Source organism: Streptomyces sp. NPDC046303, from assembly GCF_055588085.1.
Window position 1 is genome coordinate 80,618 of record NZ_JBVJFA010000009.1, and the last position, 26,240, is coordinate 106,857.

General features: G+C 72.0%; 26 protein-coding genes and 1 tRNA gene. 16 read left to right on the plus strand and 11 right to left on the minus strand.

Translation table 11 applies throughout. The features are described from left to right. Window positions 1-45: 45 nt before the first annotated feature. A complete protein-coding gene (locus ACZ6I1_RS11830; protein WP_469285985.1) occupies window positions 46-501 on the plus strand; it encodes a hypothetical protein in 456 nt (151 codons plus the stop codon). Then, a complete protein-coding gene (locus ACZ6I1_RS11835; protein ID WP_469285987.1) occupies window positions 498-974 on the plus strand; it encodes a hypothetical protein in 477 nt (158 codons plus the stop codon). Before ACZ6I1_RS11830 ends, ACZ6I1_RS11835 begins: the two co-directional genes overlap by 4 nt. A gap of 176 nt (window positions 975-1,150) precedes the next feature. Here the strand turns inward: ACZ6I1_RS11835 and ACZ6I1_RS11840 are convergent. Beyond that, a tRNA-Cys gene (locus ACZ6I1_RS11840) sits at window positions 1,151-1,222 on the minus strand. Between the two features lie 178 nt (window positions 1,223-1,400). Between ACZ6I1_RS11840 and ACZ6I1_RS11845 the strand changes: the two genes are divergently transcribed. The 4 genes from ACZ6I1_RS11845 to ACZ6I1_RS11860 all read left to right on the plus strand — a co-directional run bounded on the left by ACZ6I1_RS11845 (window position 1,401) and on the right by ACZ6I1_RS11860 (window position 5,500). Continuing rightward, window positions 1,401-2,873 carry an MFS transporter gene (locus tag ACZ6I1_RS11845; protein ID WP_469285989.1) on the plus strand — a complete coding sequence of 491 codons (1,473 nt, stop codon included), beginning with the start codon at window positions 1,401-1,403 and terminating at the stop codon, window positions 2,871-2,873. A 122-nt stretch (window positions 2,874-2,995) separates the two neighbouring features. Beyond that, entirely contained in the window at window positions 2,996-3,196 is a 201-nt protein-coding gene (locus ACZ6I1_RS11850) for a hypothetical protein (protein ID WP_469285991.1), read from the plus strand. Next, window positions 3,193-3,600: a type II toxin-antitoxin system death-on-curing family toxin gene (locus ACZ6I1_RS11855; protein WP_469285993.1), complete on the plus strand. Its 408-nt coding sequence runs from the start codon at window positions 3,193-3,195 to the stop codon at window positions 3,598-3,600. Before ACZ6I1_RS11850 ends, ACZ6I1_RS11855 begins: the two co-directional genes overlap by 4 nt. Window positions 3,601-3,715: 115 nt before the next feature. Further along, window positions 3,716-5,500, plus strand: a complete 1,785-nt coding sequence (locus ACZ6I1_RS11860; protein WP_469285996.1) for a DEAD/DEAH box helicase — start codon at window positions 3,716-3,718, stop codon at window positions 5,498-5,500. A gap of 121 nt (window positions 5,501-5,621) precedes the next feature. Here ACZ6I1_RS11860 and ACZ6I1_RS11865 read toward each other — a convergent pair whose 3' ends face one another. Continuing rightward, window positions 5,622-6,968, minus strand: coding sequence for a hypothetical protein (locus ACZ6I1_RS11865; protein ID WP_469285998.1), 1,347 nt, complete (start codon window positions 6,966-6,968; stop codon window positions 5,622-5,624). 372 nt (window positions 6,969-7,340) lie between these two features. Here ACZ6I1_RS11865 and ACZ6I1_RS11870 point away from each other — a divergent pair, with 372 nt between their 5' ends. Beyond that, window positions 7,341-7,982, plus strand: coding sequence for an IclR family transcriptional regulator (locus ACZ6I1_RS11870; RefSeq protein WP_069920456.1), 642 nt, complete (start codon window positions 7,341-7,343; stop codon window positions 7,980-7,982). Window positions 7,983-8,043: 61 nt separating this feature from the next. Then, window positions 8,044-8,841 carry a YlbL family protein gene (locus ACZ6I1_RS11875; protein WP_469286001.1) on the plus strand — a complete coding sequence of 266 codons (798 nt, stop codon included), beginning with the start codon at window positions 8,044-8,046 and terminating at the stop codon, window positions 8,839-8,841. Here the strand turns inward: ACZ6I1_RS11875 and ACZ6I1_RS11880 are convergent. The 4 genes from ACZ6I1_RS11880 to ACZ6I1_RS11895 all read right to left on the minus strand — a co-directional run bounded on the left by ACZ6I1_RS11880 (window position 8,771) and on the right by ACZ6I1_RS11895 (window position 11,476). Further along, window positions 8,771-10,066: an MFS transporter gene (locus tag ACZ6I1_RS11880; RefSeq protein WP_469286003.1), complete on the minus strand. Its 1,296-nt coding sequence runs from the start codon at window positions 10,064-10,066 to the stop codon at window positions 8,771-8,773. The genes ACZ6I1_RS11875 and ACZ6I1_RS11880 overlap by 71 nt on opposite strands. Further along, window positions 10,063-10,266, minus strand: coding sequence for a hypothetical protein (locus tag ACZ6I1_RS11885; protein WP_469286005.1), 204 nt, complete (start codon window positions 10,264-10,266; stop codon window positions 10,063-10,065). Before ACZ6I1_RS11885 ends, ACZ6I1_RS11880 begins: the two co-directional genes overlap by 4 nt. 27 nt (window positions 10,267-10,293) lie before the next feature. Beyond that, window positions 10,294-10,935 carry an ArsR/SmtB family transcription factor gene (locus ACZ6I1_RS11890; protein ID WP_469286007.1) on the minus strand — a complete coding sequence of 214 codons (642 nt, stop codon included), beginning with the start codon at window positions 10,933-10,935 and terminating at the stop codon, window positions 10,294-10,296. Window positions 10,936-11,005: 70 nt separating this feature from the next. Continuing rightward, window positions 11,006-11,476 (minus strand): Lrp/AsnC family transcriptional regulator, encoded by a 471-nt coding sequence (locus ACZ6I1_RS11895; RefSeq protein WP_469286270.1) that lies wholly within the window; start codon window positions 11,474-11,476, stop codon window positions 11,006-11,008. A gap of 122 nt (window positions 11,477-11,598) precedes the next feature. Between ACZ6I1_RS11895 and hppD the strand changes: the two genes are divergently transcribed. Beyond that, window positions 11,599-12,744, plus strand: coding sequence for a 4-hydroxyphenylpyruvate dioxygenase (gene hppD, locus ACZ6I1_RS11900; RefSeq protein ID WP_469286009.1), 1,146 nt, complete (start codon window positions 11,599-11,601; stop codon window positions 12,742-12,744). 215 nt (window positions 12,745-12,959) lie between these two features. Here hppD and ACZ6I1_RS11905 read toward each other — a convergent pair whose 3' ends face one another. Further along, entirely contained in the window at window positions 12,960-14,513 is a 1,554-nt protein-coding gene (locus ACZ6I1_RS11905; RefSeq protein WP_469286011.1) for a tetratricopeptide repeat protein, read from the minus strand. A 125-nt stretch (window positions 14,514-14,638) separates the two neighbouring features. Between ACZ6I1_RS11905 and ACZ6I1_RS11910 the strand changes: the two genes are divergently transcribed. Beyond that, complete coding sequence (locus ACZ6I1_RS11910) at window positions 14,639-16,021, plus strand: FAD-binding oxidoreductase (RefSeq protein WP_469286013.1); 1,383 nt, start codon at window positions 14,639-14,641, stop codon at window positions 16,019-16,021. A 14-nt stretch (window positions 16,022-16,035) separates the two neighbouring features. Here the strand turns inward: ACZ6I1_RS11910 and ACZ6I1_RS11915 are convergent, their stop codons facing one another. Beyond that, the gene (locus tag ACZ6I1_RS11915) at window positions 16,036-16,515 is read right to left on the minus strand and encodes an SsgA family sporulation/cell division regulator (protein WP_469286015.1); all 480 of its coding nucleotides are present in this window, start codon (window positions 16,513-16,515) and stop codon (window positions 16,036-16,038) included. 258 nt (window positions 16,516-16,773) lie between these two features. Between ACZ6I1_RS11915 and ACZ6I1_RS11920 the strand changes: the two genes are divergently transcribed. Both ACZ6I1_RS11920 and ACZ6I1_RS11925 read left to right on the plus strand, forming a co-directional pair. Next, complete coding sequence (locus tag ACZ6I1_RS11920; protein ID WP_469286017.1) at window positions 16,774-18,411, plus strand: RDD family protein; 1,638 nt, start codon at window positions 16,774-16,776, stop codon at window positions 18,409-18,411. Window positions 18,412-18,488: 77 nt separating this feature from the next. After that, window positions 18,489-19,208 carry an RDD family protein gene (locus ACZ6I1_RS11925; protein WP_469286019.1) on the plus strand — a complete coding sequence of 240 codons (720 nt, stop codon included), beginning with the start codon at window positions 18,489-18,491 and terminating at the stop codon, window positions 19,206-19,208. A 4-nt stretch (window positions 19,209-19,212) separates the two neighbouring features. Here ACZ6I1_RS11925 and ACZ6I1_RS11930 read toward each other — a convergent pair whose 3' ends face one another. Further along, on the minus strand, window positions 19,213-19,557 hold the full coding sequence (locus ACZ6I1_RS11930) for a hypothetical protein (protein ID WP_469286021.1): 345 nt from the start codon (window positions 19,555-19,557) through the stop codon (window positions 19,213-19,215). 472 nt (window positions 19,558-20,029) lie between these two features. Between ACZ6I1_RS11930 and ACZ6I1_RS11935 the strand changes: the two genes are divergently transcribed. Both ACZ6I1_RS11935 and ACZ6I1_RS11940 read left to right on the plus strand, forming a co-directional pair. Further along, window positions 20,030-22,384 (plus strand): immune inhibitor A domain-containing protein, encoded by a 2,355-nt coding sequence (locus ACZ6I1_RS11935; RefSeq protein ID WP_469286272.1) that lies wholly within the window; start codon window positions 20,030-20,032, stop codon window positions 22,382-22,384. A 112-nt stretch (window positions 22,385-22,496) separates the two neighbouring features. Continuing rightward, the gene (locus tag ACZ6I1_RS11940; RefSeq protein WP_469286023.1) at window positions 22,497-22,799 is read left to right on the plus strand and encodes a hypothetical protein; all 303 of its coding nucleotides are present in this window, start codon (window positions 22,497-22,499) and stop codon (window positions 22,797-22,799) included. Window positions 22,800-22,817: 18 nt separating this feature from the next. On the opposite strand, the gene ACZ6I1_RS11945 is transcribed toward ACZ6I1_RS11940, so the two are convergent. Together ACZ6I1_RS11945 and ACZ6I1_RS11950 are read right to left on the minus strand one after the other, a co-directional pair. Next, entirely contained in the window at window positions 22,818-23,402 is a 585-nt protein-coding gene (locus tag ACZ6I1_RS11945) for a nicotinamidase (protein ID WP_469286025.1), read from the minus strand. A gap of 215 nt (window positions 23,403-23,617) precedes the next feature. Then, a complete protein-coding gene (locus ACZ6I1_RS11950) occupies window positions 23,618-24,946 on the minus strand; it encodes a nicotinate phosphoribosyltransferase (RefSeq protein WP_469286027.1) in 1,329 nt (442 codons plus the stop codon). A gap of 80 nt (window positions 24,947-25,026) precedes the next feature. On the opposite strand from ACZ6I1_RS11950, the gene clpS reads away from it, so the two are divergent. Further along, window positions 25,027-25,341 carry an ATP-dependent Clp protease adapter ClpS gene (gene clpS, locus ACZ6I1_RS11955; protein WP_362597316.1) on the plus strand — a complete coding sequence of 105 codons (315 nt, stop codon included), beginning with the start codon at window positions 25,027-25,029 and terminating at the stop codon, window positions 25,339-25,341. Further along, window positions 25,341-25,943 carry a DUF2017 domain-containing protein gene (locus ACZ6I1_RS11960; protein ID WP_469286030.1) on the plus strand — a complete coding sequence of 201 codons (603 nt, stop codon included), beginning with the start codon at window positions 25,341-25,343 and terminating at the stop codon, window positions 25,941-25,943. The genes clpS and ACZ6I1_RS11960 overlap by 1 nt, the downstream gene beginning before the upstream one ends. Window positions 25,944-26,240: the final 297 nt, after the last annotated feature.

The following is a 26,240-nucleotide window of genomic DNA, read 5'->3' on the forward strand; positions in this document are numbered from 1 at the left end:
CCCAGCTTAAGAGCGGGCTGGGCTGATCCTGAATACCAGCGTTACGTGCGCAACTCGTTGAAGGCCGGTACCGTCATCCGGGATCGCTTGAGTGAGTTGCATCAGGACTGCACGGCCGAAGATCTCTGGCTTCTCTTTATTGATTCCGGCATCCTTCGCGAGGATGCCGTGATGGAGGGTGAACAGGAAGTAATCGACGCTGTCGAGGAGCTTATTGGTCGGCTGCGGGGCCTGGCTATTAATGTCGACCAGCGAGCCTCGGTGAATCTCTTGGCCAAGCAGATTTGGTACGCCCTCGCTGGTCTTGAATGGGCCCGTTCTATCGACCAGTCCCTTCGTGAGGAATTTATGCGGGGGGATCCGCAGGAGGTTGCATTGGCGGCCGAAGAAACAATCGAGCATACGCTTGCGCGGCTCTTCCTGCGTCTCGGCCCGCCCCCCGAGCCTTCAGGAATTGACTACGCGCCAGCAGGTCGCGGCGGCGGAGGCGTGCAAGAGTGAGTGTTGAGAACGGCAGCACGGCTCCAGTGCCCAGGGGAGGTGATCCTCTACTCTCTGCCGGACTTGAGATCGCCATGAAGTGGGGACAGGCGCTCGGTGGACCGGAGCAGCTTCAGATAGCCCTGGAGGCTCTTGAGCCGCAGTTGCAGCGTGAGCATCAGGTTCGAATCAAGCAATTGGACATGCAAGAGAAGAAGGCTGAACGGCAGGCGCGTGAAGCGCGCGAGGTGCGCAGTTACCGATTCCGTATGGCCAGCCTCGTCGTTGGAGCAATCTTGAGTATCGCCATGCTGGCAGGCGGGGTCTACGTAGCTAAGGATGCATGGTGGCTCGCCTCCCTGCTCTGCGGTCCGAGTCTTATCTCTATGGCGGCGATCATTATCTTGCGGCGCCATGACAATGAGGCCATGAAGGCCGTCGCGGACACCGCGAGAAGGGCGACAAACGCCGCTACTCAGGCGCAGGTTCCTTGACCGTGCAGCGGTGCCTACCCCCTAAGCCGTATCTCGGATGTCCCGGATGATCTATCTACGGGGCTACGGGCCCAGCCCGCCGGATCTGCCAAGTGAGACGGGAAACGAGACGGGCGAACGGTAGGGGCGCACCCTCTGCGGGTGTGGCCCGACCGTTCGCCCTTGTCAGGCGCTTGAAGCCGTGACCGGAATCGAACCGGCGTAACTCGCTTTGCAGGCGAGTCCCTCAACCACTCGGGCACACGGCTGTGGGGTGGTGATGGGACGACCGTACGGGGGCGGTCGGGGCTGGGGGAAGGAGGGCGCGGGGGGTGCAATGTGAATGCCATGCCGCGTTCACAGTCCCGGGTCCTAGGTCCTCGGGACGAGGTGGAGTCCGTCCTATTGACAGGGTCCACATCCAGGGATGCCCCTTACTCTGGGGCGATGAGTGCCCTTGAACCCCGTGTGCCCCGGATAGCCGAGCCGATCCCGACCGCCCGGCCGGGCGGGATTCTGGGGGCCGCGTACCGGACGCTCAGCGTCGGGATCATCTCCGTCGTCTTCCTGATCGCCTTCGAGGCCACCGCCGTGGGGACGGCCATGCCCGTCGCCGCGCGGGAGCTGGACGGGATCGGGCTCTACGCGTTCGGTTTCTCCGCCTACTTCACCACCAGCCTCTTCGGCATGGTCCTGTCCGGGCAGTGGGCCGACCGGCAGGGGCCGTTGCGGCCGCTGACCGTCGGGATCGCGGCCTTCGGTGCGGGGCTGGTGGTCTCCGGGACCGCCGGGGCCATGTGGGTGTTCGTACTCGGCCGGGCCGTGCAGGGGTTCGGCGGCGGGCTGGTCATCGTCGCCCTGTACGTGGTGGTCAGCAGGGCGTACGAGGACCGGCTGCGGCCCGCGATCATGGCGGCCTTCGCCGCGAGCTGGGTCGTGCCGTCCATCGTCGGCCCGCTGGCCTCCGGGACCGTGACCGAGCACCTCGGCTGGCGGTGGGTGTTCCTGGGGATCCCGGTCCTCGTCGTCGTGCCCCTCGCCGTCGCCCTGCCGGCGATACGCCGCACCGCCTCCGGGCCGGTGGATCCCGGCGCGCCGCCCGTCGCCTTCGACCGGCGGCGGATCCGGCTGGCGTTCGGGATCTCGGTGGGGGCCGGGCTGCTGCAGTACGCCGCCCAGGATCTGCGGTGGCTCTCGCTGGTCCCGGGGGTCGCGGGCGTGGCGCTGCTCGTGCCCGCCGTGCTGGGGCTGCTGCCGCGCGGGACGTACCTGGCGCGGCGCGGGCTGCCGTCCGTGGTGCTGCTGCGCGGGGTCGCGGCGGGGTCGTTCATCGCGGCGGAGAGCTTCGTCCCGCTGATGCTGGTGACGCAGAGGGGGCTGAGCCCGACGCTGGCCGGGTTCTCGCTGGCGCTGGGCGGGCTGACGTGGGCGGGCGGCTCGTGGGTGCAGTCGAAGGGGCGGATGGCTCCGTACCGGGAACGGCTGATGGTGGGCGGGATGGTGATGGTGGCCTTCGCCATCGCCGCGGCGCCCGCCGTGCTCATCGAGTCCGTGCCGGTGTGGACGCTGGCGCTGGCCTGGGCGGTGGGCTGCCTGGGCATGGGGCTGGTGATCGGCTCCACCAGCGTGCTGCTGCTGAAGCTGTCGGCGCCGGAGGAGGCGGGGGCGAACTCCGCCGCGCTGCAGATCTCCGACGCGCTGGCCAATGTGGTGCTGCTGGCCGCGGGCGGTGCGGCGTTCGCCGCGCTGGGCGGGGGAGCGGTCGGGGCCGCGCACGCCGTCACCGCCGAGGGGGCGGCCGCCGCCTCGCATCCCGCCGCGTTCGTCGTCGTGTTCCTGCCGATGGCCTGCGTGGCGCTGATCGGGGCGTGGGTCGCGACCCGGCTGCACGCGACCGGCCCCGAGAAAGCGGCCGCGTGAGCGCACCGGCGCCGCCGCCGGTGCTCCGACCCTGACCCCGACCCGCCCGCCCGCCCGCCCCGCCCCAGGGCCGCCGGCAAAAAGCCGGGCGGCCGCAAGCCCGCAGTGGCTAGGCTCCGGCCATGAACGAGCTGATCATCCGGCTTTCCGACGCCGAGCGCGCGGAACTCGCCGACCTCGCCGACGCCGTGGGGCGCAGCCCCGAGGCGGTCGCGCGGGAAGCCGTACGGGCGCACCTGCGGGCCGAGAGGCAGCGGATCGGGGAAGCCGCCGAGCGGCTGGCCGGGCAGCACGCCGGACTGTTGAAGCGGCTCGGCGCATGAGCGGCGGGACGCCGGTGCGCCACCTCACCCTCGCCGAGGTCCTCGACCTCGCCCGGCACGCATGCCTGGCCCAGGACCAGCCCGTCGAGCTGCGCGCCCCCGGGCTGCTGGAGTCCGCCGTGCACCGGCCGCGGGCAAGGATGGTCGGTACGCCCGCGTACGTGGACCTGTACGAGCAGGCCGCCGCGCTGCTCCACGGCATCGCCGCGAACCACCCGCTCGTCGACGGGAACAAGCGCACGGCCTGGCTCGCCGCCGCCACCTTCCTCGCCGTCAACGGCGTCGACCTGGGCGGCGCGGACCAGGACACGGCCTACGACCTGGTCATCGACGTCGCCGCCGGGCACGAGGACGACGTGACCGCCCTCGCGCGCCGACTGCGGTCCCTGCACCGGGCGGTGTGACGCTCGCCGCACCCGCCGAGGTCGTGGGCCTGTCCCTCCTCGGCGGGCCGGCCCGTGCCGGTAAGGTGGCCCGGTTGTCCTACGTAAGACTGCCGAGAGCGACGAACCGGAGACCGTGACTACTACCGCCTCCCACCACCTCTCACCCGCCTTCCCCGGCCGTGCCCCCTGGGGCACCGCGGGCAAGCTGCGCGCCTGGCAGCAGGGAGCGCTGGACCGCTACATCCAGAAGCAGCCGCGGGACTTCCTCGCGGTCGCCACCCCCGGCGCGGGCAAGACCACCTTCGCGCTGACCCTGGCCTCCTGGCTGCTGCACCACCACATCGTCCAGCAGGTCACCGTGGTCGCGCCCACCGAGCACCTGAAGAAGCAGTGGGCCGAAGCAGCGGCGCGGATAGGCATCCGGCTGGACCCCGAGTACTCCGCCGGGCCGCTGAGCAAGGACTACCACGGCGTCGCCGTCACCTACGCCGGTGTCGGCGTGCGCCCGATGCTGCACCGCAACCGCTGCGAGCAGCGCAAGACCCTGGTGATCCTCGACGAGATCCACCACGCGGGCGACTCGAAGTCCTGGGGCGAGGCCTGCCTGGAGGCCTTCGACCCGGCGACCCGTCGCCTGGCCCTGACCGGAACGCCCTTCCGCTCCGACACCAACCCCATCCCCTTCGTCACGTACGAGGAGGGGAACGACGGGATCCGGCGCTCCTCCGCCGACTACACCTACGGCTACGGGAACGCGCTGGGCGACGGCGTCGTCCGGCCCGTCATCTTCCTCTCCTACAGCGGCAACATGCGCTGGCGGACGAAGGCGGGCGACGAGATCGCCGCCCGGCTCGGCGAGCCGATGACCAAGGACGCCATCTCGCAGGCCTGGCGCACGGCCCTGGACCCGCGCGGCGACTGGATGCCGAACGTGCTGCGCGCCGCCGACCAGCGGCTGACGGAGGTCCGCAAGGGCATCCCGGACGCGGGCGGCCTGGTCATCGCCTCCGACCAGGACTCGGCGCGCGCGTACGCGAAGCTGCTCCGGGAGATCACGGGCAGCAGGGCGACCGTCGTGCTGTCCGACGACACCGGCGCATCGAAGCGGATCGACGAGTTCAGCGCGGACGGCAGCCGCTGGATGGTCGCCGTCCGGATGGTGTCCGAGGGCGTCGACGTGCCCCGCCTCGCGGTCGGGGTGTACGCCACCACCATCTCGACGCCGCTGTTCTTCGCCCAGGCCGTCGGGCGTTTCGTGCGATCGCGCAGACGTGGCGAGACCGCGTCCGTGTTCCTTCCGACCATTCCCTACCTGCTCGGCTTCGCCAACGAGATGGAGGTCGAACGCGACCACGTCCTCGACAAGCCGAAGAAGCAGGGCGAGGAGGACCCGTACGCCGAGTCCGAGAAGGAGATGGACGAGGCGAACCGGCAGGAGGACGAGGACACCGGCGAGGACGAGCAGATGTCCTTCGAGGCCCTCGAGTCCGACGCCGTCTTCGACCGGGTGCTGTACGACGGCGCCGAGTTCGGCATGCAGGCGCATCCGGGCAGCGAGGAGGAGCAGGACTACCTCGGCATCCCCGGGCTGCTCGAGCCGGACCAGGTGCAGATGCTGCTGCAGAAGCGGCAGTCGCGGCAGATCGCGCACAGCCGGCGCAAGCCGGACGCGCAGGCGGACCTGCTGGAGCTGCCGGCCGAGCGGCGGCCCGTGGTCTCGCACAAGGAACTGCTGGAGCTGCGCAAGTCGCTGAACACGATGGTGGGCGCGTACGTCCACCAGAGCGGCAAGCCGCACGGGGTCATCCACACGGAGCTGCGCCGGGTGTGCGGCGGGCCGCCGAGCGCGGAGGCCACGGCGGGGCAGTTGCGCGAGCGGATCAAGAAGGTGCAGGAGTGGGCCACCCGGATGCGGTGAGCTCGGCGAGCCCCTCGTGAGTGCCCGCCGACGCGGGGGCTGACGCGGAGGCTGATGCGGGGGCCGACGCGGGACGGGGTCCGGGCGCGGGTGCGCACGGACCCCGTTCGCGTGTCCGGCCCTACGCGGTGGGGCGGCGGCGCTTGCCCGTACCGGCGACGAGCGCCGCACCCATGGCGAGGGCGATCCCGGCGCCGCCGAGGGCCCAGCTGGTGGCCGCGTCGGTGCCGGTCTCGGCGAGCTGGCCGCCCGTGGTGGGCGTGGCGGGCGTGGTGGGCGCGCTGGGCTTCTGGTCGACGATCGGCGTGGCGCCGCCGTCGGGCTTCGGCTGGTTGCCGGTGCCGGTGCCGTCGCCGCCGGTGGCGGGCGCGGTGATCGAGCTGTGGGCGAAGGCCGGGTCGGACGCGACCTTCTCCACGCCGTGGTCGTCCGCGAGCGCGACGACGAACATCTTGCCGACCGGGGCGTCCTGGCTGAACTTGGCCCGCAGCTGGAGGTCGAACGTCGCGTTCTTGCCGACGGCGCGGTCGATGATCGTGCCGGCGACCTGGGCGGACGGGTCCTTCGGGGCGTCGACCCAGCGCTCGCCGTCCCAGACCTGGAGGTGGAGGTGCTTCGCCTTGAGGCTGTTGTTGTCGTTGTCGAAGAAGACCGCGAAGCCGTACCGGTCGATCTTCTCCTTGCCGGAGTTGTCGACGGCCAGCGAGAACGGCTGCCATGCGCCGCCGGCCTCGAAGCCGCCCGCCGGCAGGCCCTTCAGGGTGACCTTCGGGCCTTCGTTCTCCTCCTGCTCGGCGCCGGCGGTGACCTTGGACTCGTACCGGACACGGTCCGCGGTGCCGCCCTCGGCGGTCGTGGACAGGGAGAAGCGGGAGGCGGGGGTGTCCTTGCCGAACTTCATCCGAAGCTTGAGGTCGAAGACCTCGTTCTTTTCGATGTCGACGTCGGCGAGGCTGAGGACGTACGTCTCCTCGGACCCGTCCGCCGGGACCGCGTGCCACCCCCAGGTGCCCTTGGAGTCGGGTGCGTAGACCTCCGTCTGGATGTCGCCCGCCTCCCAGGCGAAGGTGTCGAGCGTCCAGAGGACCAGTTCGAGCGAGTAGTCGTCGGCGGCCTCGCGGCCCGAGTTGTCCACGTGCAGGGAGAACTCGCTCCAGCCGGCGCCGGACGCGAACGCCGACGGCAGGCCGTCCAGCGTCATCTTCGGGCCCGGGGCGGCGGTCTTCTCCCCGGCGCCGGCGCCGGCGCCGGCGACCGTCTCGGCCGGCTTCGCGGTCTCGACGGGAGCCTGCGTCTCCGGGGCCCCGGGGGTCTCCCGGGCCACCGGGGCCGTGTCGTCCTTCGGGGCCGCGTCCGGAGTGGTGACCGCCGGGTTGCGGACCTCGTCGGCCATCGCCGGAGTGGCCATCAGGACCGTCGGACCGACCACCGCTGCGGCGGCCACGACGGCGATGCGCTTGAGCTTCACGTGTGCTGTTCCCCTCGGAGGCCCCAGGTGCGCGGCGGCGCATCCCCCCCGGAGCCGGTCAGTAGCTTTTTGAACAAAGATCAGAGTAATGGCCTGGTAAAGAGCTCTTGGAGGGATCGAGGTCACGAATTGACACCAGGGTCGATCAGGAACCGGCACAAAGGGGTAGCACGCGCCCGGATTCTGGACGAGGCCTTCCGCTGAGCGGACCCGCTCGCTACTGTCCCCGCATCGAACGCACCGTGGCAGCGCCGCCGCGGGAGCGCAGCCGGTGCCATGGCCGCTACCGGCGGCCTCTCCGTGCGTCGCCGCGGGACCGGCGGCGTGCCACCCCGAGAGTCACCGCCGCTCACCGAAAGAGGGAGAGGCGTCGTGACCGCGGAAACCTCCCAGACTCTCGACAGAGGGCTCAGAGTCCTCAAACTGCTCGCCGACACCGACCACGGTCTGACCGTCACCGAGCTTTCCAACCGCCTCGGTGTGAACCGCACCGTGGTCTACCGGCTCCTGGCCACCCTGGAGCAGCACGCCCTGGTCCGCCGCGACCTCGGCGGCCGGGCCCGGGTCGGGCTCGGCGTCCTGCGGCTGGGCCGACAGGTGCATCCGCTCGTACGCGAGGCCGCGCTGCCCGCGTTGCGGTCCCTGGCCGAGGACATAGGTGCCACCGCGCACCTGACCCTCGTCGACGGCACCGAAGCGCTCGCCGTCGCCGTCGTGGAGCCGACCTGGACGGACTACCACGTGGCCTACCGGGCCGGTTTCCGCCACCCGCTGGACCGCGGGGCCGCCGGACGGGCCATTCTGGCCGCCCGTCAGGGCGCCCTGATCGAGCCCGGGTACACGCTCACGCACGGGGAGCTGGAAGCGGGCGCCAGTGGCGCTGCCGCGCCGCTCGTCGGGATCACCGGGCTGGAGGGCAGCGTCGGCGTGGTGATGCTGGCCGACGCGGTGCCGGAGCGGGTGGGGCCGCGGGTCGTCGACGCGGCGCGCGAGGTCGCCGACGCGCTTCGCTAGGCCGCGGCCCGGCGGGGCCGGGACGGGCCGGCAGGGCGGGGCGGGCAGATACATTGGCCGGGTGCTCTCTCGTCTGCTGCGTCTGCCGCGTCCCGTCGCCCTGGCCGTGTGTGCCGTGCCCGTGGCCGGGCTGTTCGCCGTCGCCGTCTTCGCGCCGCTGCCCTTCGTGGTCGCCCAGCCGGGGCTGACGGCCGATGTGCTGGGCGAGCGGGACGGCAAGCCCGTCATCACGGTCGCCGGCGCCCCGACCCGGCCGACCACGGGCCAGCTCCGGATGACCACCATCCAGGCCACCGGCCCCTCCACGACGGTGAACCTGCCCGAACTCCTCGACAACTGGTTCGACGGCTCCCGGGCCGTCATGCCCAGGGAGGTCGTCTACTCCTCGGGCGGAACCGACAAGGAGATCGAGCAGCACAATCTGGAGGAAATGGCCAAATCCCAGTCGGCTGCCGCGGAGGCCGCCCTCGGCTACCTCCACAAGGACCCCAAGGGCGTGAAGGTCGAGCTGAACCTCGCCGACGTCGGCGGTCCCAGCGCCGGGCTCCTCTTCTCCCTCGGCATCGTCGACAAGCTCGACGGCGACGGCAGCGGCGGCGACCTCACCGGCGGACGCACCATCGCCGGTACGGGAACCATCGCCGCGGACGGCAAGGTCGGCGCGGTCGGCGGAGTCGCCCTGAAGACGCAGGCCGCGCGCCGCGACGGGGCGACGGTGTTCCTCGTACCGAAGGCCGAGTGCTCGGACGCGCAGTCCGAACTCCCCGAGGGGCTCCAGCTGGTGCCCGTCACTTCGCTGACGGATGCGGTGAACGCCCTGCGGGCACTGAACCGGGGACAGGACGCCCCGTCCTGCTGACGGCCGGCGGGCCGTTCAGCCCGCGCCACGCCGGGAAGGCCAGCGGGGCCAGCGTCGTCAGCAAGTAGGCGCCGCCGAACAGCAGGAGCGCCCGCGTCACCCCGAACCCGTCGACCAGCAGACCGGCGGCCAGTCCGCCCATCGGCATCGCCAGCTCGGAGCCCGCCGTGCTCACCCCCGAGACGCGGCTGCGCAGCTCCTCCGGAACGTTCTCGTACACGACCGTGGTCAGGATCGGGTTGAGCACGCCCGCGCCGAGCCCCGACAGCGCCATGGTCATCGCGAGCGGCAGCGGGGTGTCCGTGAGCGCGGCCGTCACGAACCGGGGCGCCCCGCACAGCAGGAACGCGGCCGCGAAGACCAGCCTGCGGGGGAACCGCTCGCCCCAGGCCCCGTAGAGCAGGGCGCCCAGCAGCGCGAAGCCGCCGAAGAGCGAGATCATCAGGCCCAGGGTGGTGGCGCCGCCGAGGGCCTCGTCGCCGTGCACCGGCAGCAGGACGGAGGACCAGCCCTGGTCCAGGCCGTTGGTCAGCATCACCATCAGGGTGATGCCCAGCAGCAGCCGGGAACGGGTCAGGAAGGCCCAGCCCTCGGCCAGCTCGGCCCGGTACCCCGCGAACGACACCTTCCCGGCGGCGCGTTGCGGCTCCGCGGCCGGCACCCCGCGCAGGAAGGCGGCCACCAGCAGGGAGGACACCATGAAGGTGGCCGCGTCCAGCAGCAGTACGGTCTCGGCCCCGAACGCCGCGATCAGTACGCCGGCCAGCGCGGCCCCGATCATGCGGGCGCCGCGCGAGACCGCGTCGTAGAGGCTGGCCGCCTTGGCGACGGTGGTGCCCGCGTGGTCGGCCAGGTTCGGCAGGAGTACGTAGCGCGCGGTCAGGCCCGGCGTGTGCACGAGCCCGCCGACGGCCATCAGCGCGCACAGCATCCAGAACTCCAGGACGCCCGCGTAGTGCAGCAGCGGGATCGCGCCGACCGAGACCGCACAGATCAGGTCGGAGGCCGCGGAGACCCGCCGGCGGCCGATCCGGTCGATGACCGGGCCGCCGACGAGCGCGGCGACCACGACGGGCAGGGTGGCGCAGAAGGCGACGATCCCGGCCCGGCCGGCGCTGCCCGTGGTCTGGAGCACGAACCACGGCACGCCGATGAGGGTGAGTGAACTCCCCGCTATGGAGATGGTGTTGGCAGCAAGGACCGCGGCGAAAGGCCGCCTGCTCATGCCGCGAGCCGGTGCTGGACGCGGCTGTGGATGCGCTCCGGCCGCAGCAGGCGGATCCCGGCGGAGATCAGGGCCTCGCCGAGGCGGTCGCGCAGGGCGGGGCCGGTGTCCACCGAAGCGGCGAGGCGCCAGGCGGCGGCCTCGGCGGCGAGTTCGGCGGTGCGGGTGGCGTGGGTCAGGGTATGGGTGAAGGCGTGCATGGCAGGACTCCTTCTGCGAAAGGGGTGCTATTCGGCGGAGCGGCGCGGGATGACGTGCGTGTGGATGCGGACGGTCTCCGTGTCCTCGGCGGCCGGAAGGTCCCGGTAGCTGTTGACCAACTCGTGCATCTTCATGAGCAGTTCGACGGCCTGCTCGGGCGTCAGGCGCAGCGTGAAGTCGCTGAGGTCCGAGGCGCGGCGCCATGCGTCGGACCAGGTGCGGGCATCGCCGAGCCAGGTGTTGAGCTCCTGCGTGTGGATCGTCGCGATCTCGTGGAGGAAGAACTCGGCCGCGCCCCGCGTCTCGGGGTTGTCGTCCTGCAGCAGGGCCTCGTCGAAGCGCGTGCCGTCGTGGGAGGCCTTCCACCACCGCTCGCGCCCCTTGCCGTGTTCGGGCGCGTCCTCGACGAACCCGTGCGCGGCGAGCTGGCGCAGGTGGTAGCTCGTGGCGCCGCTGGATTCGCCGAGCCGGCCCGCCAGCTGGGAGGCGGTGGCCGGGCCGTCGCGGCGCAGGGCGGCGAGCAGGCGCATGCGCAGGGGGTGGGCGAGGCCGCGCAGCGAGCGGGCGTCCAGGGTGCGGACGCTCGGCTCGGTGGGTTCGGCGGGCCGGGTCGGCTGGGTCGGCTGGACGGGGTCGGGCTCGGGGCCGTGGCCGGGCTTCTCGGGCATGCCTCAAGCGTAGAGTTGCAAAGAATCCTATGCAAGCATTTCTTTGCAACCACTTCTTTGGAACTCTCCGCTACTCGTCCGCGGCCGCCTGCTCGACCAGCGGGATGATCCGCAGCGGCACCGGGTTCTCCATCACGATCGCCGTCGAAGCCCGCACGATCCCCTCGAACCCGACGACGCGGTCGATCACCCGCTGGAGATCGGCGTTGGACCGGGCCACGAGCCGGCAGAGCATGTCCCCGTGCCCGGTGGTGGTGTGCAGCTCCAGCACCTCCGGTACGCCGTCCAAGTGGGCCCGTACGTCGGCCCCTTGGCCCTGCTTGATCTCCAGGGTGGCGAAGGCCGTGACCGGGTATCCGAGGGCGGCCGGATCGACCTGGGGGCCGAATCCGCGGATGACCCCGTTCGACTGGAGCCGGTCGAGACGGGCCTGCACGGTCCCGCGCGCCACCCCCAGGCGGCGCGAGGCCTCCAGGACGCCGATCCGGGGCTCGCGGGCCAGCAGGACGATGAGGCGGCCGTCGAGTTCGTCGATGCCCACAGGTGCCTCCGTGGTGGTCATAGTGCACAGATGTTTCAGCCATCCTCCGGCTGCACTGGGCAGTCTGTACAGTCAAGCAGGAAACTATTGCGCAGCTTGTGGATCGGCGGGACTCTGCGGTCATGACTGAGACCCTCGACACCACCCCGCACACCGCGCGTGAGGCAGACCCCTTCCCGGTGAAGGGCATGGACGCGGTCGTCTTCGCCGTCGGCAACGCCAAGCAGGCCGCGCACTTCTACTCCACCGCCTTCGGCATGAAGCTCGTCGCCTACTCCGGACCGGAGAACGGCGTGCGCGAGACGGCCAGCTACGTCCTCACCAACGGCAGCGCCCGCTTCGTCCTCACCTCGGTCATCAAGGCGACGACCGACCACGGCCGCTTCCTCGCCGAGCACGTCGCCGACCACGGCGACGGCGTGATCGACCTCGCCATCGAGGTCCCGGACGTGCGGGCGGCGTACGCCTACGCCGTCGAGCACGGCGCCCGCGGCCTGGACGAGCCGTACGAGGTCAAGGACGAGCACGGCACGGTCACCCTGGCCGCGATCGCCACCTACGGCCAGACCCGCCACACCCTGGTGGAGCGCGGCGACTACACCGGCGTCTACCTCCCCGGCTTCGTCCCCGTCGACCCGATGGTCGAGCCCCCGGCCAAGCGCACCTTCCAGGCCATCGACCACTGCGTCGGCAACGTCGAGCTCGGCCGCATGAACGAGTGGGTCGCGTTCTACAACAAGGTCATGGGCTTCACGAACATGAAGGAGTTCGTGGGCGACGACATCGCGACCGAGTACTCGGCGCTGATGTCGAAGGTGGTCGCGGACGGCACCCTGAAGGTGAAGTTCCCGATCAACGAGCCGGCGATCGCGAAGAAGAAGTCGCAGATCGACGAATACCTCGAGTTCTACGGCGGCGCGGGCGTCCAGCACATCGCGCTGGCCACGAACGACATCGTCGCCACCGTCCGGTCGATGCGCGCGGCGGGCGTGCAGTTCCTGGACACGCCGGACTCGTACTACGACACGCTCGGCGAGTGGGCGGGCGAGACGCGCGTGCCGGTGGAGACCCTGCGCGAGCTGAAGATCCTCGTCGACCGCGACGAGGACGGCTACCTGCTGCAGATCTTCACCAAGCCGGTGCAGGACCGGCCGACGGTCTTCTTCGAGATGATCGAGCGGCACGGGTCGATGGGCTTCGGCAAGGGCAACTTCAAGGCCCTGTTCGAGGCGATCGAGCGCGAGCAGGCCAAGCGCGGCAACCTGTAGGTCGCGAAGCCCGGGCCCCCTGGCTCCCGGCCGGGGGGCTTTGCCGGGCCCGCCGGGGGCTTCGCCGGGCCGCCGGACGCGGCGCCGTCGCCGGGGGCTCCGCCCCCGGACCCCCGCGCCTCACACGCCGGCGGGGCTGAATTCGGCTCCGCCGGTGCTTCATGTGTTCCCCGCAGCGGGATCGCGGCCCCGTGAGGGGAGGGCCGCGATCCCGGTCAGCGGGAGGACGGAGTCGGAGTCGGAGTCGGAGCCGGAGTCGGCGTAGGGGACGGCTTCGGCTTCGGCCGGGCCGCCGCAGGCGTCGGCTTGGCCGCCTTCGGGAGCTCCGGGGCCACCCACGGCGTCGCCGGCTGCATGTGCTCCGGCCCGCCCGCCGGCGGCTGGCCGATCGCGGCCAGGGCCTCCTTCGCCAGCGGCGCCCGCAGCGGCGAGAAGTGCGGGTTCGTACGCATCGCCTCCTGGAGGTGGCGCCGCGTCGCCGCCTCGTCCCCCAGCCCCCGCTCGATCATCGCCCGGTGGTACGCGAAGTCCGCGCTGCGCAGCCCCTGTTCGGTGGCCTTCTTCGCGTACTCCAGCGCCGCCGAGTCCTCGCCCGCCTTGTGCAGCGCCCAGCCCAGCGCATCCGCGACCTGCACGCTCTTGTGCCGCGACCACTCCTCCGACAGCCGCCGCACCGCCGCCCCCGGATCGCCGTGGTCCGCCTCGTACAGGCCCAGCACCACGTCGTCGTCGACCCCGCTCGAGCCCTCCCGCACCGTCAGCGCGTCCAGCATGTCGTACGGGACGCGCGCCTCCTGCTCCCGGCCCAGCGACTCCAGCAGCTCGCCCAGTTCCAGCGCCAGCCGCGGCAGCGGAGTGCGTCCCAGCGCCAGCCGGTAGTCCCGGACCGCCTCCCCGCCGCGCCCCAGCGCGGCCAGCGCCCGGGCCCGGCCGCCCAGCGCCTCCGCCTGCGCCGGATCCGTCCGCAGCGCGCCCTCGTACAGCCGCAGCGCCTCGCCCGCCTCGCCCCGTTCCCAGGACAGCTCCCCGAGCCGGAACAGCGCGTACGCCTTCTCCGCCGGGCCCTTGGCCGCGGCCGACGCGTGCTCCATCGCCACGACCGCGTCCTCGCGCCAGCCGCGGTCCCGGTAGACCTGCGAGGCCCTGATGTACGCCACCAGTCCCGGCCGCAGCTCCAGCAGCCGCTCCATCGCCGCCTGCGCGGCCTTGTAGTCGCCCAGACCGGTGTACGCGTCCACGAGCACCGGGTACGCCGTCCACCGCCGCGGCGACTGCGCCCGCACCAGCTCGCCCCACTTCTTGCCGGTCCCGAAGTCCCGCCGGGCATTGGCCAGCGTGCCCATGCCCGTCATCGCGTCGAAGTTGCCCTTCTCGGCCGGGCGGACCTCCAGGGACTTCTTCAGCGCCTTCTCCGCCTTCGGGAACCAGGCCGGGTCCGCCGAGCGCCGCGCCTGCTCCAGGTAGGCGGCGCCCAGGACCGCCCACGAGGCGTCGTCGTCCGCGTGCTTCGCCAGCCACTCCTCCCGGTCGGCGACCAGCGCCGTCAGGTCCACGGCCGCAGCGGGCGCTCCCCTCCCGACCGCCGCCGCAGCCCGTTCGCTCGGGCCCGGCGGGCGGGCGTCGTCCCCGGTCCGGGCCGGGCGGATCAGCAGGGCCCCCGCGATCAGGACCACCGCGACCGCGGCCGCCACGAGCGTCTTGCGGCCGGTGAAGGTCACGGGCGGCGCCGGGGTCTGCGCTTCCTCGTCGATACGGTCGATACGGTCCATGGCCTCACTGTGCGTCAATATGAAGAGCTCTCCGAGGTGCCCGAAGCCGCTCGCGGCCGTGTTCACACCGATGGTCCCCCGCCTCCCCCTGGGAAGCGCCCCCACCCGGGTGTCACGCTGGTTCCATGGATGACGATCTCTTCGCACGTCTTCGAACGAGCCTGCTGGAAGGGCTCCCCGCCGAGGCACTCCTCACCGACCCCCAGGTGACCGCCTCCTACGCCACCGACATGGCCAGCTTCTGCGCCGCGGGCACCCCCGCGGCCGTCGTCCTGCCCCGGACCGTCGAACAGGTCCAGCACGTGATGCGCACCGCCACCGCCCTACGGGTCCCCGTGGTGCCGCAGGGCGCCCGTACCGGCCTGTCGGGCGGGGCCAACGCCTCCGACGGCTGCATCGTGCTGTCCCTCGTCACGATGGACCGGATCCTGGAGATCTCCGCCGTCGACCGGATCGCCGTCGTCGAACCGGGCGTGGTCAACGCCGTGCTCTCGCGGGCCGTCGCCGAACAGGGCCTGTACTACCCGCCCGATCCCTCCAGCTGGGAGCAGTGCACCATCGGCGGCAACATCGGCACCGCCTCCGGCGGGCTGTGCTGCGTCAAGTACGGGGTCACCGCCGAGTACGTGCTGGGGCTCGACGTGGTCCTGGCCGACGGGCGGCTGCTGAGCACGGGCCGGCGCACCGCCAAGGGCGTCGCCGGATACGACCTCACGCGGCTCTTCGTGGGCTCCGAGGGCAGCCTCGGCATCGTCGTCCGCGCCGTGCTCGCGCTGCGGCCGGCGCCGCCCCGGCAGCTCGCGCTGGCGGCGGAGTTCCCCTCCGTCGCGGCCGCATGCGAAGCCGTCTGCGCCGTCATGGAGGCCGGCCTGACCCCCTCGCTGCTGGAGCTGATGGACCGCACCACCGTCCGGGCCGTCAACGCCCTCGGCAGGATGGGCCTGCCGGAGGACACCGAGGCCCTGCTGCTCGCCGCCTTCGACACCCCCCACGCGCCCGAGGACCTCGCGGCCGTGGGGAAGCTGTGCACGGCGGTCGGGGCCACCGCCGTCGTGCCCGCCGAGGACGAGGCGGAGTCGGAACTGCTGCTCCAGGCCCGCCGGATGGCCTTCCCCGGGCTGGAGGCGCTGCGGCCCGCCACGATGATCGACGACGTGTGCGTACCTCGCTCGCGGCTCGCCGAGATGATGGACGGCACGGCCGAGATCGCCCGCACGCACGACCTGCTCATCGGGGTCTGCGCGCACGCGGGCGACGGCAACACCCACCCGATCGTCTGCTTCGACCCCGCCGACGAGGACGAGACGCGGCGGGCCCGCGCGTCCTTCGGCGAGATCATGGCGCTGGGGCTCTCGCTCGGCGGGACCATCACCGGAGAGCACGGGGTGGGCGTGCTGAAGAAGGAATGGCTGGCCCGCGAACTCGGTCCGGTGGGACTGGAGGTGCAGCGGGCGGTCAAGGCCGCCTTCGACCCGATGGGGCTGCTGAATCCCGGCAAGCTCTTCTGACCTCTCGGCCGGCATCACAGGTCCCCGTCGGCGGACTCGTCCGAGGGCCAGGGGTCGCGCATCCACAGCTCGTCGGCGGGCGTCGGGGCGAGCAGCTCGGCCAGCGCGTCGTCCAGGCCGAGCCGCTCGGCCTCGGTGCCCGGCGGGACGATGCGCAGGGTGCGCTCCAGCCACGCCGACACGGTGGTGGCGGGGGCCTCCAGCAGGGCGTCGCCGTCGGGCGAGCTGAGCGCCATGCAGAGCACGGCCTTGTTGTCGATCTTGGTGGGCCAGATCCGGACGTCGCCGTGGCCGCACGGCCGGAACACGCCCTCCACCAGCAGCTCGCGGGCGAAGGTCCAGTTGACGGGGGCGCTGGAGCCGGTGTGGAAGGTGATGTGGACGGCGTACGGGTCGTCCGTGAGGTAGAGCAGGCGGGCGGGCACGGGGACGCTGCGCTCGGGGGACAGGACCAGCTTGAGTTCCAGCTCGCGCTCGATGACGGGGTGGTGCATGGCGGCCTCACTTCGGTTCGGTGCGCGGGGGCGGATCGCGCCCCACACCCGGAGAGAGCTCCGGTGTGCCCGGGTATGACGCGACTTCGGGCGGCGAATCGAAGGTTGGCCGATTTCTGTCGGGTGACCGGAAACAGTCGCATGGCCCGGGGTTCGCCCGAAGGTTTGCAATCTCCCGTTACCGGACCTGTCGGGGGGCGGTTCTTGGCTATGGTCCTGCCCTGCACATGCCTCAAGCCACGATCGGAGTTGGGGACATTGACGGCCTCCCCTGGTGACGGCGAGCACGCGGCCCGCGAGGGCTACTACCCCGATCCGTCCATCCCCGGGTACGTCCGGTACTGGAACGGTGCCGCCTGGGTTCCGGGTACGAGCCGCCCTGCCCCTGCCCCGGCGCCCGCCCCTGCCCCGGCTCCGGTTCCCGCGGAGCAGACGGGGCCGGTGTTCCTGGACCAGACGTCAGCGACGGCGGCCCTGGCCGAACGGGTGGCCGAACGGGTGGCCGAGCGGCCCGCCGAGCAGCCGGTGTGGCAGGCCGACCCCCTCCACCAGGCCGGCTTCGGCGGGCCGCGCGACCACCGGGTGTCGTGGGGCAGCCCGCCGGATTCCGAACCCGAGCCCGAGCCGGAGCCCCAACCTGAGCCGGAGCCGGAGCGGGTGGCCCCGCTTCCCGCCCGGGCCCCGGCCGCCGGGATCTCCCTCGCCCGTACGCCGTCCGCCGCGGCCGGGATCCTGTCGGCCCGCTCCCCGGCGGCCGCGGCCCCGGCACCCGCCCCGGCCCCGGCCCCGGCATGGCCCGATGCGCCCGGGGCTTCCGCCGGGTCCAGAGGGTCCGGCCTGACCTCCTCCTGGCCCGAGACGCCGGCCCCCGCGGTCCGTTCCGAGCCCTGGTCGCCCCGGCCCGCGGGCGCCAGCCCGTCCGTGCCCGCCGCCAGGCCGCCGGCCCCGGCGGAACCCCGCCCCGAGGACCGGGCACCCCGCGAGGAGGACGCCGCCGAGGCCTGGCCCCGCCGCCGGCACGAGCCCGCAGCCGCCTCCCCGGCACCCCGCCGGGAGGACGCCGCGGAGAACCGGCTACCCCGCCGAGAGAGCACCGCGGAGGCCCCGGCCCCCCGCCGGGAGGAGGCCGCCGAGGCGTGGCCGCCGCGCACGGAGGAGGCCGCCGAGGCCTGGCCCCCGCGCCGGGCGGACGCCGCCGAGGCCCGCACCGCGCGCCGGGAGGAGGCCGCCGAGGCCCGGACCTCCCGCCGGGAGGACGCCGCGGAGACCCCGGCAACCCGCCGCGAGCCAACCGCCGATGCCCGCGCGCCCCGCCGGGAGGACGCCGCCGACGCCCGGGCGCCCCGGCGGGCCGGTACCGAGGCATCCGCCCCCCACCGGGAACGCGCCGGGACCCCGCGGGAGGTGTTCGAGCGGATGGCCGAGCGCGCCGTGCGGCCCGCCGGGCTGGTCCGCCGGGCCGTGGCCCGCGCCGTGGACTCCCTCGTGTTCGCGGCGGTCGCGGCCGCCGCGACCGCGCCCGTGGTCCCCGCCGCCACCGCGCACCTCCAGGCCAAGGTGGACGCCGCCCGTACGAGCGGCCGCACCACCACCGTCTGGCTGCTCGACGGGACCATCGCCGGCCACCTCGGCATGGTCCTCGGCGCGGTGCTCCTCTTCGGCGTCTTCTACGAGGCCCTGCCCACCGCCCGTTGGGGCCGTACCCCGGGCAAGAAGCTGCTCGGCGTGCGGGTGCTGGCCGCCGCCACCCTGCGCCCGCCCACCGTCGGTGCGGCCCTGCGCCGCTACCTGCTGTTCGTCCTCCTCGGCCCCGTCGGCAGCCTCTGGTGCCTCGTGGACCGCCCGCGCCGCCGGGCCTGGCACGACAAGGGGGCCGGGACGTACGTGGCCCGCTGAGCCGCCCGTGACGGGCCCGTCCCCCGGATGGATGCCGTCGCGTTGCGGGGTTGACGGTGCCGGGTTCGACTCGGGCCATGAGTACCGATCAGCCGCCGCCGGGCGAACGGCCCGAGGACGACCCGTTCCTCAAGAAGCCCCAGGAACCGACACCTCCGTCGGGCGGTTCGCCGTACGGCTCGCCGCCCCCGGGCTCGCCGCCCCCCGGCGGCACCGGCGGCGGCGGATACCCGCCCCCGCCCCCGCCCCCGTACGGCGGTGGCGGCGACCCCTACGGCGGAGCCGGCGGCTACGGCATGCCCGATCCGCTCGCGGGCATGCCCCCGCTCGCCGACTTCGGCAAGCGGCTCGCCGCCCGCATCATCGACGTGATCATCGTCGCCGTGCCGCTGTTCCTCATCCAACTGGCGTTCGGCACCCAGCGGTACACGGTCGAGACGAACGAGGGCGAGGACATCAGCGAGGTCATCACGCGGTCCTACAGCGGCAGCGGCCTGATCATGACGCTGATCTCGATCGTCGCGTACCTCGGCTACGACTGGTGGTTCACCAAGAAGAACGGCCAGACGGTCGGCAAGAAGGCGATGGGCCTGCGCGTCGCGATGCTCAACGACGGCAGCGTCCCGCAGTCCGGCCCGGCCCTCGCCCGCGCCGCCGTGCTCTGGCTGCCGACGCTGATCTGCTGCTTCTGCCTGTGGCCGATCGCCATCGCGATCTCGATCCTCGTGGACAAGCCGTACAAGCAGGGCCTCCACGACAAGGTGGGCAGGACGGTGGTCGTCCAGTCCACCCCCTAGACCGTCAGTGGTGAACGGGGTGTTCCGCAGCGGCCGTCCGGGGTTCGGGTACCCGGGCGGCCGTCGGCGCGTCCTCGTACGGGAGGGGCGCGGGGGCGGGCGGGGGAGTCGGGGCGGGCGCGGGGGCCGGGGCGGCCGCAGCCGGGCGGCGCCGGGCCGCGTGGCGGCCCCGGGGGCGCCCCGGGAGCGGCACGGTGAGGGCGACGAGCAGGCCGAGCGCGAGGGCGGCGGCGCAGACGACCCCGATCCAGAGCCCCGAACTCGTCTGCGAGAGCAGCAGCATGGCGATCGTCGATACGACGACGGTGGCGGACCCGTAGGCGAGCTGTGCGGCGGTCGGACGCGGCATGGCGATATCCGTCCTCGGTGAGGGGAGGGGGAGTCGGCTCGACTAGGTCGCGTGTCAAGTGACTCTACGACGGGGGATGCCCGAGCGGAACCGCCAGTAAGCGTGACCTAACCCACGGTGCCGCAGCACGGGGGGCGCACGGGGTCATCGCGCACGCCCCAGCCGACCCGAAATGCCCTGGCGAGGCATGTGATGAGCGGTCGTGACGCGGCCTTCGCCCCATATGGCAGCGGAACGTCCGAATAGCGGAACTGACTGACCGCATAGTGCAGTTGTAAGGAACAAGTCAAGGTCTGTCTTTTCTTTCGACTCTCCGGTCAAATGTCGTCACTTGAGACGCGCGCCGCGCGGAACCCCCCGCTCCTATGGAGACGTTCCGACCGTCCATGCGGCCGCGGGAGGGGAACGACATCAAGTGACCAGCAATTCCGCCAGACGGCGTGCGCTTCGTACCGCCGCCGTCGCCGTGACCATGGCCGCCTGCGCGAGCAGCGCCACCTTCTTCACCGTCGCCACGGCCCAGGCCGACGACCGGGGTGCGACCGCCCCCGCGGCCGACCACCAGGACCCGACCGCCCCTGCCAAGGTGGTCGAGCACAACCTCAAGGGCCCGTTCAGCGAGCAGCAGGCGCAGCAGCGCAAGGCCGCCCTGGAGCAGGTGCTCGCCGGCACGAAGGACGTCGAGCAGCGCGGGGCCTCCAAGGTCGTCAAGCTCGACGAGAGCAAGTACGTCGAGCTCGGCCGCGAGAAGACCGACAAGATCTTCACGATCCTCGTCGAGTTCGGCGACCAGGTCGACAACACGACCATGTTCGACCCGGACGGCCCCGGCCCGAAGCCGGCCGTCCCGAAGTACGGCGGCACCCCCGGCCCGGCGCACAACACGATCGCCGAGCCGGACCGCACCAAGGACAACAGCACCGCCTGGCGCAAGGACTTCAGCCGCGACTACTTCCAGGAGCTGTACTTCGGTACGGGTCAGGGCAAGCACTCGCTGAAGACCTACTACGAGAAGACCTCCTCGGGCCGCTACTCGGTCGAGGGCGAGGTCTCCGACTGGGTCAAGGTCCCGTACAACGAGGCCCGTTACGGCTCCAACTACTGCGGCCAGTCCAACTGCGCCAACGTGTGGGACACCGTCAAGGACGGCGTCACCGCGTGGACGGAGGCCCAGAAGAAGGCCGGCAAGACCGACGCCGAGATCAAGGCCCAGCTGGCCCAGTACGACCAGTGGGACCGCTACGACTTCGACGCCGACGGCAACTTCAACGAGCCCGACGGCTACATCGACCACTTCCAGATCGTCCACGCGGGCGAGGACGAGTCGGCCGGCGGCGGCGCGCAGGGCACGACCGCGCTGTGGGCGCACCGCTGGTACGCGTACGGCACCGCCGCGGGCAAGACCGGCCCGGACAACAACAAGGCCGGCGGCACCCAGATCGGTGACACCGGCATCTGGGTCGGCGACTACACGATGCAGCCGGAGAACGGCGGCCTCGGCGTCTTCGCGCACGAGTACGGCCACGACCTGGGTCTGCCGGACCTCTACGACACCTCCGGTGGCGGCGAGAACTCGGTCGGCTTCTGGTCCCTGATGTCGGCCGGCTCCTGGCTCGGCACCGGCAAGGACTCCATAGGCGACCTCCCGGGCGACATGACCGCCTGGGACAAGCTCCAGCTGGGCTGGCTGAACTACGACACGGCCAAGGCCGCGACGAAGTCCACCCACAAGCTGGGCGTGGCCGAGTACAACACCAAGGACAAGCAGGCGCTGGTCGTCGAGCTGCCCAAGAAGAAGGTCACCACCGAGGTCGTCGCCCCCGCCGAGGGCGCCACCCAGTGGTGGAGCAACATGGGTGACGACCTCAAGAACACCCTCACCCGCTCCGTGGACCTGACCGGCAAGACGTCCGCCGCCCTGTCCCTCAAGGGCTGGTGGGACATCGAGGCCGACTACGACTACCTCTACACCGAGGTGTCCACCGACGGCGGCGCCAACTGGACCGCCCTCGCCGGTACCGCCGACGGCACGGCCATCCCGGCCGACGCCTCCGGCAGCCCGTCGCTGACCGGCGTCTCGGGTGCCTGGCAGAACCTGAACTTCCCGCTCGACGCCTACGCGGGCAAGAAGATCGACCTCCGCTTCCGCTACCAGACGGACGGCGGCGCGGGCGGCAAGGGCTTCGCGGCCGACGCCGTCACCCTGACCGCGGACGGCGCCGCGCTGTTCACCGACGGCGCCGAGAACGGCGACAACGGCTGGACCGGCAAGGGCTTCTCGCGGATCGGCGCCGGCTTCACCAAGGAGTACGCGCAGTACTACCTGGCCGAGAACCGCCGTTACGTCTCGTACGACACCACCCTCAAGGTGGGCCCGTACAACTTCGGCTTCGGCAACACCCGTCCGGACTGGGTCGAGCACTACCCGTACCAGGACGGCCTGCTGATCTGGCAGTGGGACACCTCCCAGAAGGACAACAACACCAGCCAGCACCCGGGCCAGGGTCTGATCCTGCCGATCGACGCCAACGCCAAGCCCATGAAGTGGGCGGACGGCACCCTGCTGCGGAACAAGATCCAGCCGTACGACGCCGCCTTCAGCGCGTACTCCACGGACGCGTTCACGCTGCACAAGAACGGCGAGTCGCTGTTCCTGAAGCCGAAGCCCGCCCAGCTGGTCTTCGACGACCGCAAGGGCAAGTACTACTACGACGAGAACCCGACCGGCTCGGTGAAGGTCACTGACACCAACACCAAGATCAAGATCGCCAAGGAGACCTACGACGGTCTCGTCATGACGGTCGAGGTCGGCCCCTCCTCGAAGTAACTCGGTAAAACCGCAGGTCAAAGCATGATCGGCCGTCGCCCTCTAGCGGGCGGCGGCCGATCGCGTTTAGATGCGTGGTGCCAGTTTCTTATTGACGGGGGAGATGACCGACATGCCCGGTGGAGGTTTCGTCAGATTGCCAGGCGGCAGCGTGGTGGTCGCGCTCACGCTGCCGAGGCCCTCGGGAGAGGGCGGAAACGTGCGCGTTCTGGTGCACGCCCCGAACCGGGCCCGCGCCCTGACCAGGCTGCGGAACCTCGGCATGCGGGCGGTGTACCTGCGGGGCAATGCCCAGCCCCCGACCCCGGACGAGGTCACGGCCGTCCTGCATCACCCGGACGGCCTGCTCTGGCGCTGCGCGCCCGACGTCGAGGACGAGCTCTGGCACCCGATCCGGGCCCTGCTGGGGACCTAGCCGCCGCACCAGGGCCCCCTAGCCGCCCACCAGGGCGACTCCGGCGGCCCGGAGCTCGTCCAGGGCGCGGGCGGTGGTGTCCGGGGCCACGGCGGCCGTCAGGTCGAGCAGTACGCGGGTGGCGAAGCCGGCGCGGGCGGCGTCGAGGGCGGTCGCCCGGACGCAGTGGTCGGTGGCGATGCCGACCACGTCCACCTCGGTGACGTGCCGGTCCCGCAGCCAGCGGGCGAGGTCCGTCCCGTTCTCGTCGGCCCCCTCGAACCCGCTGTACGCGGCCTCGTACGCGCCCTTGTCGAAGACGGCGGCGACGGCGCCGGACGCGACGGCGGGGGCGAAGTTCGGGTGGAAGCCGACACCCTCGGTTCCGGCGACGCAGTGGACCGGCCAGGAGGTCTCGTAGTCCGGCTCGGCCGGGGGGCGGGCGAAATGGGCGCCCGGGTCGATGTGGTGGTCCCGGGTGGCGACCACGTGCCGGTAGCCGGCGGTCGCCTGCCCGATGAGTTCGGTGATGGCGGCGGCGACCTCGGCTCCGCCGGTCACTGCGAGGCTGCCGCCCTCGCAGAAGTCGTTCTGTACGTCGACGACGATCAGTGCGCGGTGCATGACGTGTCCTTCGGCTCAGTGTCCATGGTGCGGCGGCGGGCGGCCCCGCGGGGCTCTTCCCCCACCCCGCCCCTTCCCGAAACTGGGGCTCCGCCCCAGACCCCGTACGTGCGCTGCGCGCCCGTGCCCTCAAACGCCGGGCGGGCTGAAAGACAGCCCCGCCGGCGTTCGAGGCGCAGGGCTGGGGCGGAGCCCCGGCAGGCGGCCTGCGGCCGCTACGCGTACTCCGTCGGGATCACGGCCTCGCCGCGCGAGAGCTGGGTCGCGGAGAGGGGGAGCCCCGCGCGGGCCGCGCGGTGGCGGTCGCGCGCGGCCTCCAGCGGCTCGCGGGCGACGACCTCCCCGGCCTTGACCAGCTGCACGAGCAGCTGGGTGCCCGACAGGGCCGAGGGGACCGGGCCCACGCCCACGACCTCGGCCTCCGCGACGCCCTCGGAGTCCAGCCGCCGCGCCGCCCACTTGCGGCCGCCGATGGAGGTCTTGCCGCCCGTGGACTTCTTCGCCACCGGCGCCAGCGCGGCCTTCGGGTCCGCCGACGTCGCCCGCGCCACCAGCTTGTAGACCATCGAGCACGTCGGGTGCCCGCTGCCCGTCACCAGCTGGGTGCCCACCCCGTAGGCGTCCACGGGCGCCGCCGCCAGCGAGGCGATGGCGTACTCGTCCAGGTCCGAGGTGACCACGATCTTCGTCCGGGTGGCCCCCAGCTCGTCCAGCTGCTGCCGCACCCGGTGGGCCACTAGCAGCAGGTCGCCGGAGTCGATGCGGACCGCGCCCAGGTCCGTCCCGGCCACCTCGACGGCCGTGCGTACCGCCTCGGCGACGTCGTACGTGTCCACCAGCAGGGTGGTCCCGCCGCCCAGCGAGGCCACCTGCGCCGTGAAGGCGTCCCGCTCGCTGTCGTGCAGCAGGGTGAAGGCGTGGGCGCTCGTGCCGACCGTCGGGATGCCGTAGCGGAATCCGGCCGCCAGGTCCGAGGTGGAGGTGAAGCCGCCCACGTACGCGGCGCGGGACGCGGCCACGGCGGCCAGCTCGTGCGTGCGCCGGGCGCCCATCTCGATCAGCGGCCGGTCGCCGGCCGCCGAGGCCATCCGGGACGCGGCCGCGGCGATCGCCGAGTCGTGGTTCAGGATCGACAGGATCACGGTCTCCAGCAGCACGCACTCGGCGAAGCTGCCCTCGACGCGCAGGATCGGCGAGCCGGGGAAGTAGACCTCCCCCTCCGGATAGCCCCAGATGTCGCCGGAGAAGCGGTACGAGGCCAGCCAGTCCAGGGTGCGCATGTCGACGACGGCCCGCTCGCGCAGGAAGTCCAGCACCGCGCCGTCGAAGCGGAAGTTCTCCACCGCGTCGAGGACCCGGCCGGTTCCGCCGACCACGCCGTAGCGGCGTCCCTCCGGCAGCCGCCGGGTGAACACCTCGAAGACCGAGCGGCGGTCGGCGGTGCCGTTCGCCAGGGCGGCTTGCAGCATCGTCAGCTCGTAATGGTCCGTGAAGAGCGCTGTCGACGGCACGTCCACCGGCAGGCCCAGGTCCGCAGGGTTCATGCCTGGGATGCTAGCGCACATTTCGTCAAAGTGACGAGATGTAGGGCCCGTTTGTGCGACGGGCCCGCTGCGGTGGCAGCATGGGACAAGTGAGTGTTGCTCCCCTTGAGATCGAACGCACCGAGTCGGCCGAAGAGACCTTCGCGGTCCCGGAACCCGACGTCCCCTGGGTGACCCTGGTGCACAACGACCCGGTCAACCTCATGAGCTACGTGGCGTACGTGTTCCAGGCGTACTTCGGCTACTCGAAGGACGTGGCGCACAAGCTGATGCTGGACGTCCATCACAAGGGGCGGGCGGTCGTGTCCAGCGGCACCCGCGAGGAAATGGAGCGCGACGTGCAGGCCATGCACGGCTACGGCCTGTGGGCGACCCTCTCGCAGGACCGCACCTGATGGGCGGCACGTTCCAGCCCCTGAAGGGCGGCGGCGCCGCCATCGCGCTCGACGAGATCGAGATCTCGATCCTGCGCTCCCTGGCCGTCCAGCTGCTCGAGCTGATCGGCCCCGGCGAGCCCGAGCCCGCCGAGGACGCCGACCCGCTGGCCGCGCTGTTCGCCTCCGACGGCCCCACCGAGCCCCCGTCGGACCCGGCGCTGGCCCGGCTCTTCCCGGACGCCTACGGGGGCCCGGACGGCCCCGGGCCCGCGGAGGACGCCGAGGAGCTGCGGACCCGCTCCGCGGAGTTCCGCCGCTTCACCGAGAACGACCTCCGTACCCGCAAGCGCGAGGACGCGCTGGCCGTCGTGCACAGCCTGGACCGGCTCACCCCGGCCGGTGACGGGGCGGCGGTGCTCGAGCTGACCGGGGAGCTGCCGCTGCGCTGGCTGGGCGCGCTCAACGACCTGCGGCTGACCCTCGCGGCCCGCCTCGACATCACCGAGGACGACGAGAGCGAGGCGCTGTTCCGGCTGCCGGACGACGACCCGCGCAAGCCGATGGTGATGGCGTACCTGTGGCTCGGCGGTCTCCAGGAGACGCTCATCGAAACGCTGTGACCCTCTGAAGATCCTCAAGGACGCGTTCCGTTCGCTCAGCGGACGCTCAAATCCGGATAACGATCAGATCACCGCGATGCGGTGGTCTGATCCATTTCGGGACCTCTGTCCTGAATTTCCGGTGGCCTGTGTCACATTTCCCGGCCTCGGTCACCCATAAGCACGTGATAAATCTTCACGACCGCCGTCGGGACGCCACCCATGTCCCGCGGCCTGCTTGAACCGGCGGACCGCCGGAGTGCAACTCCATCCGTATCCGGGGGGATCGAGGACCCGATCCGCAGCCAGCAGAAGGCG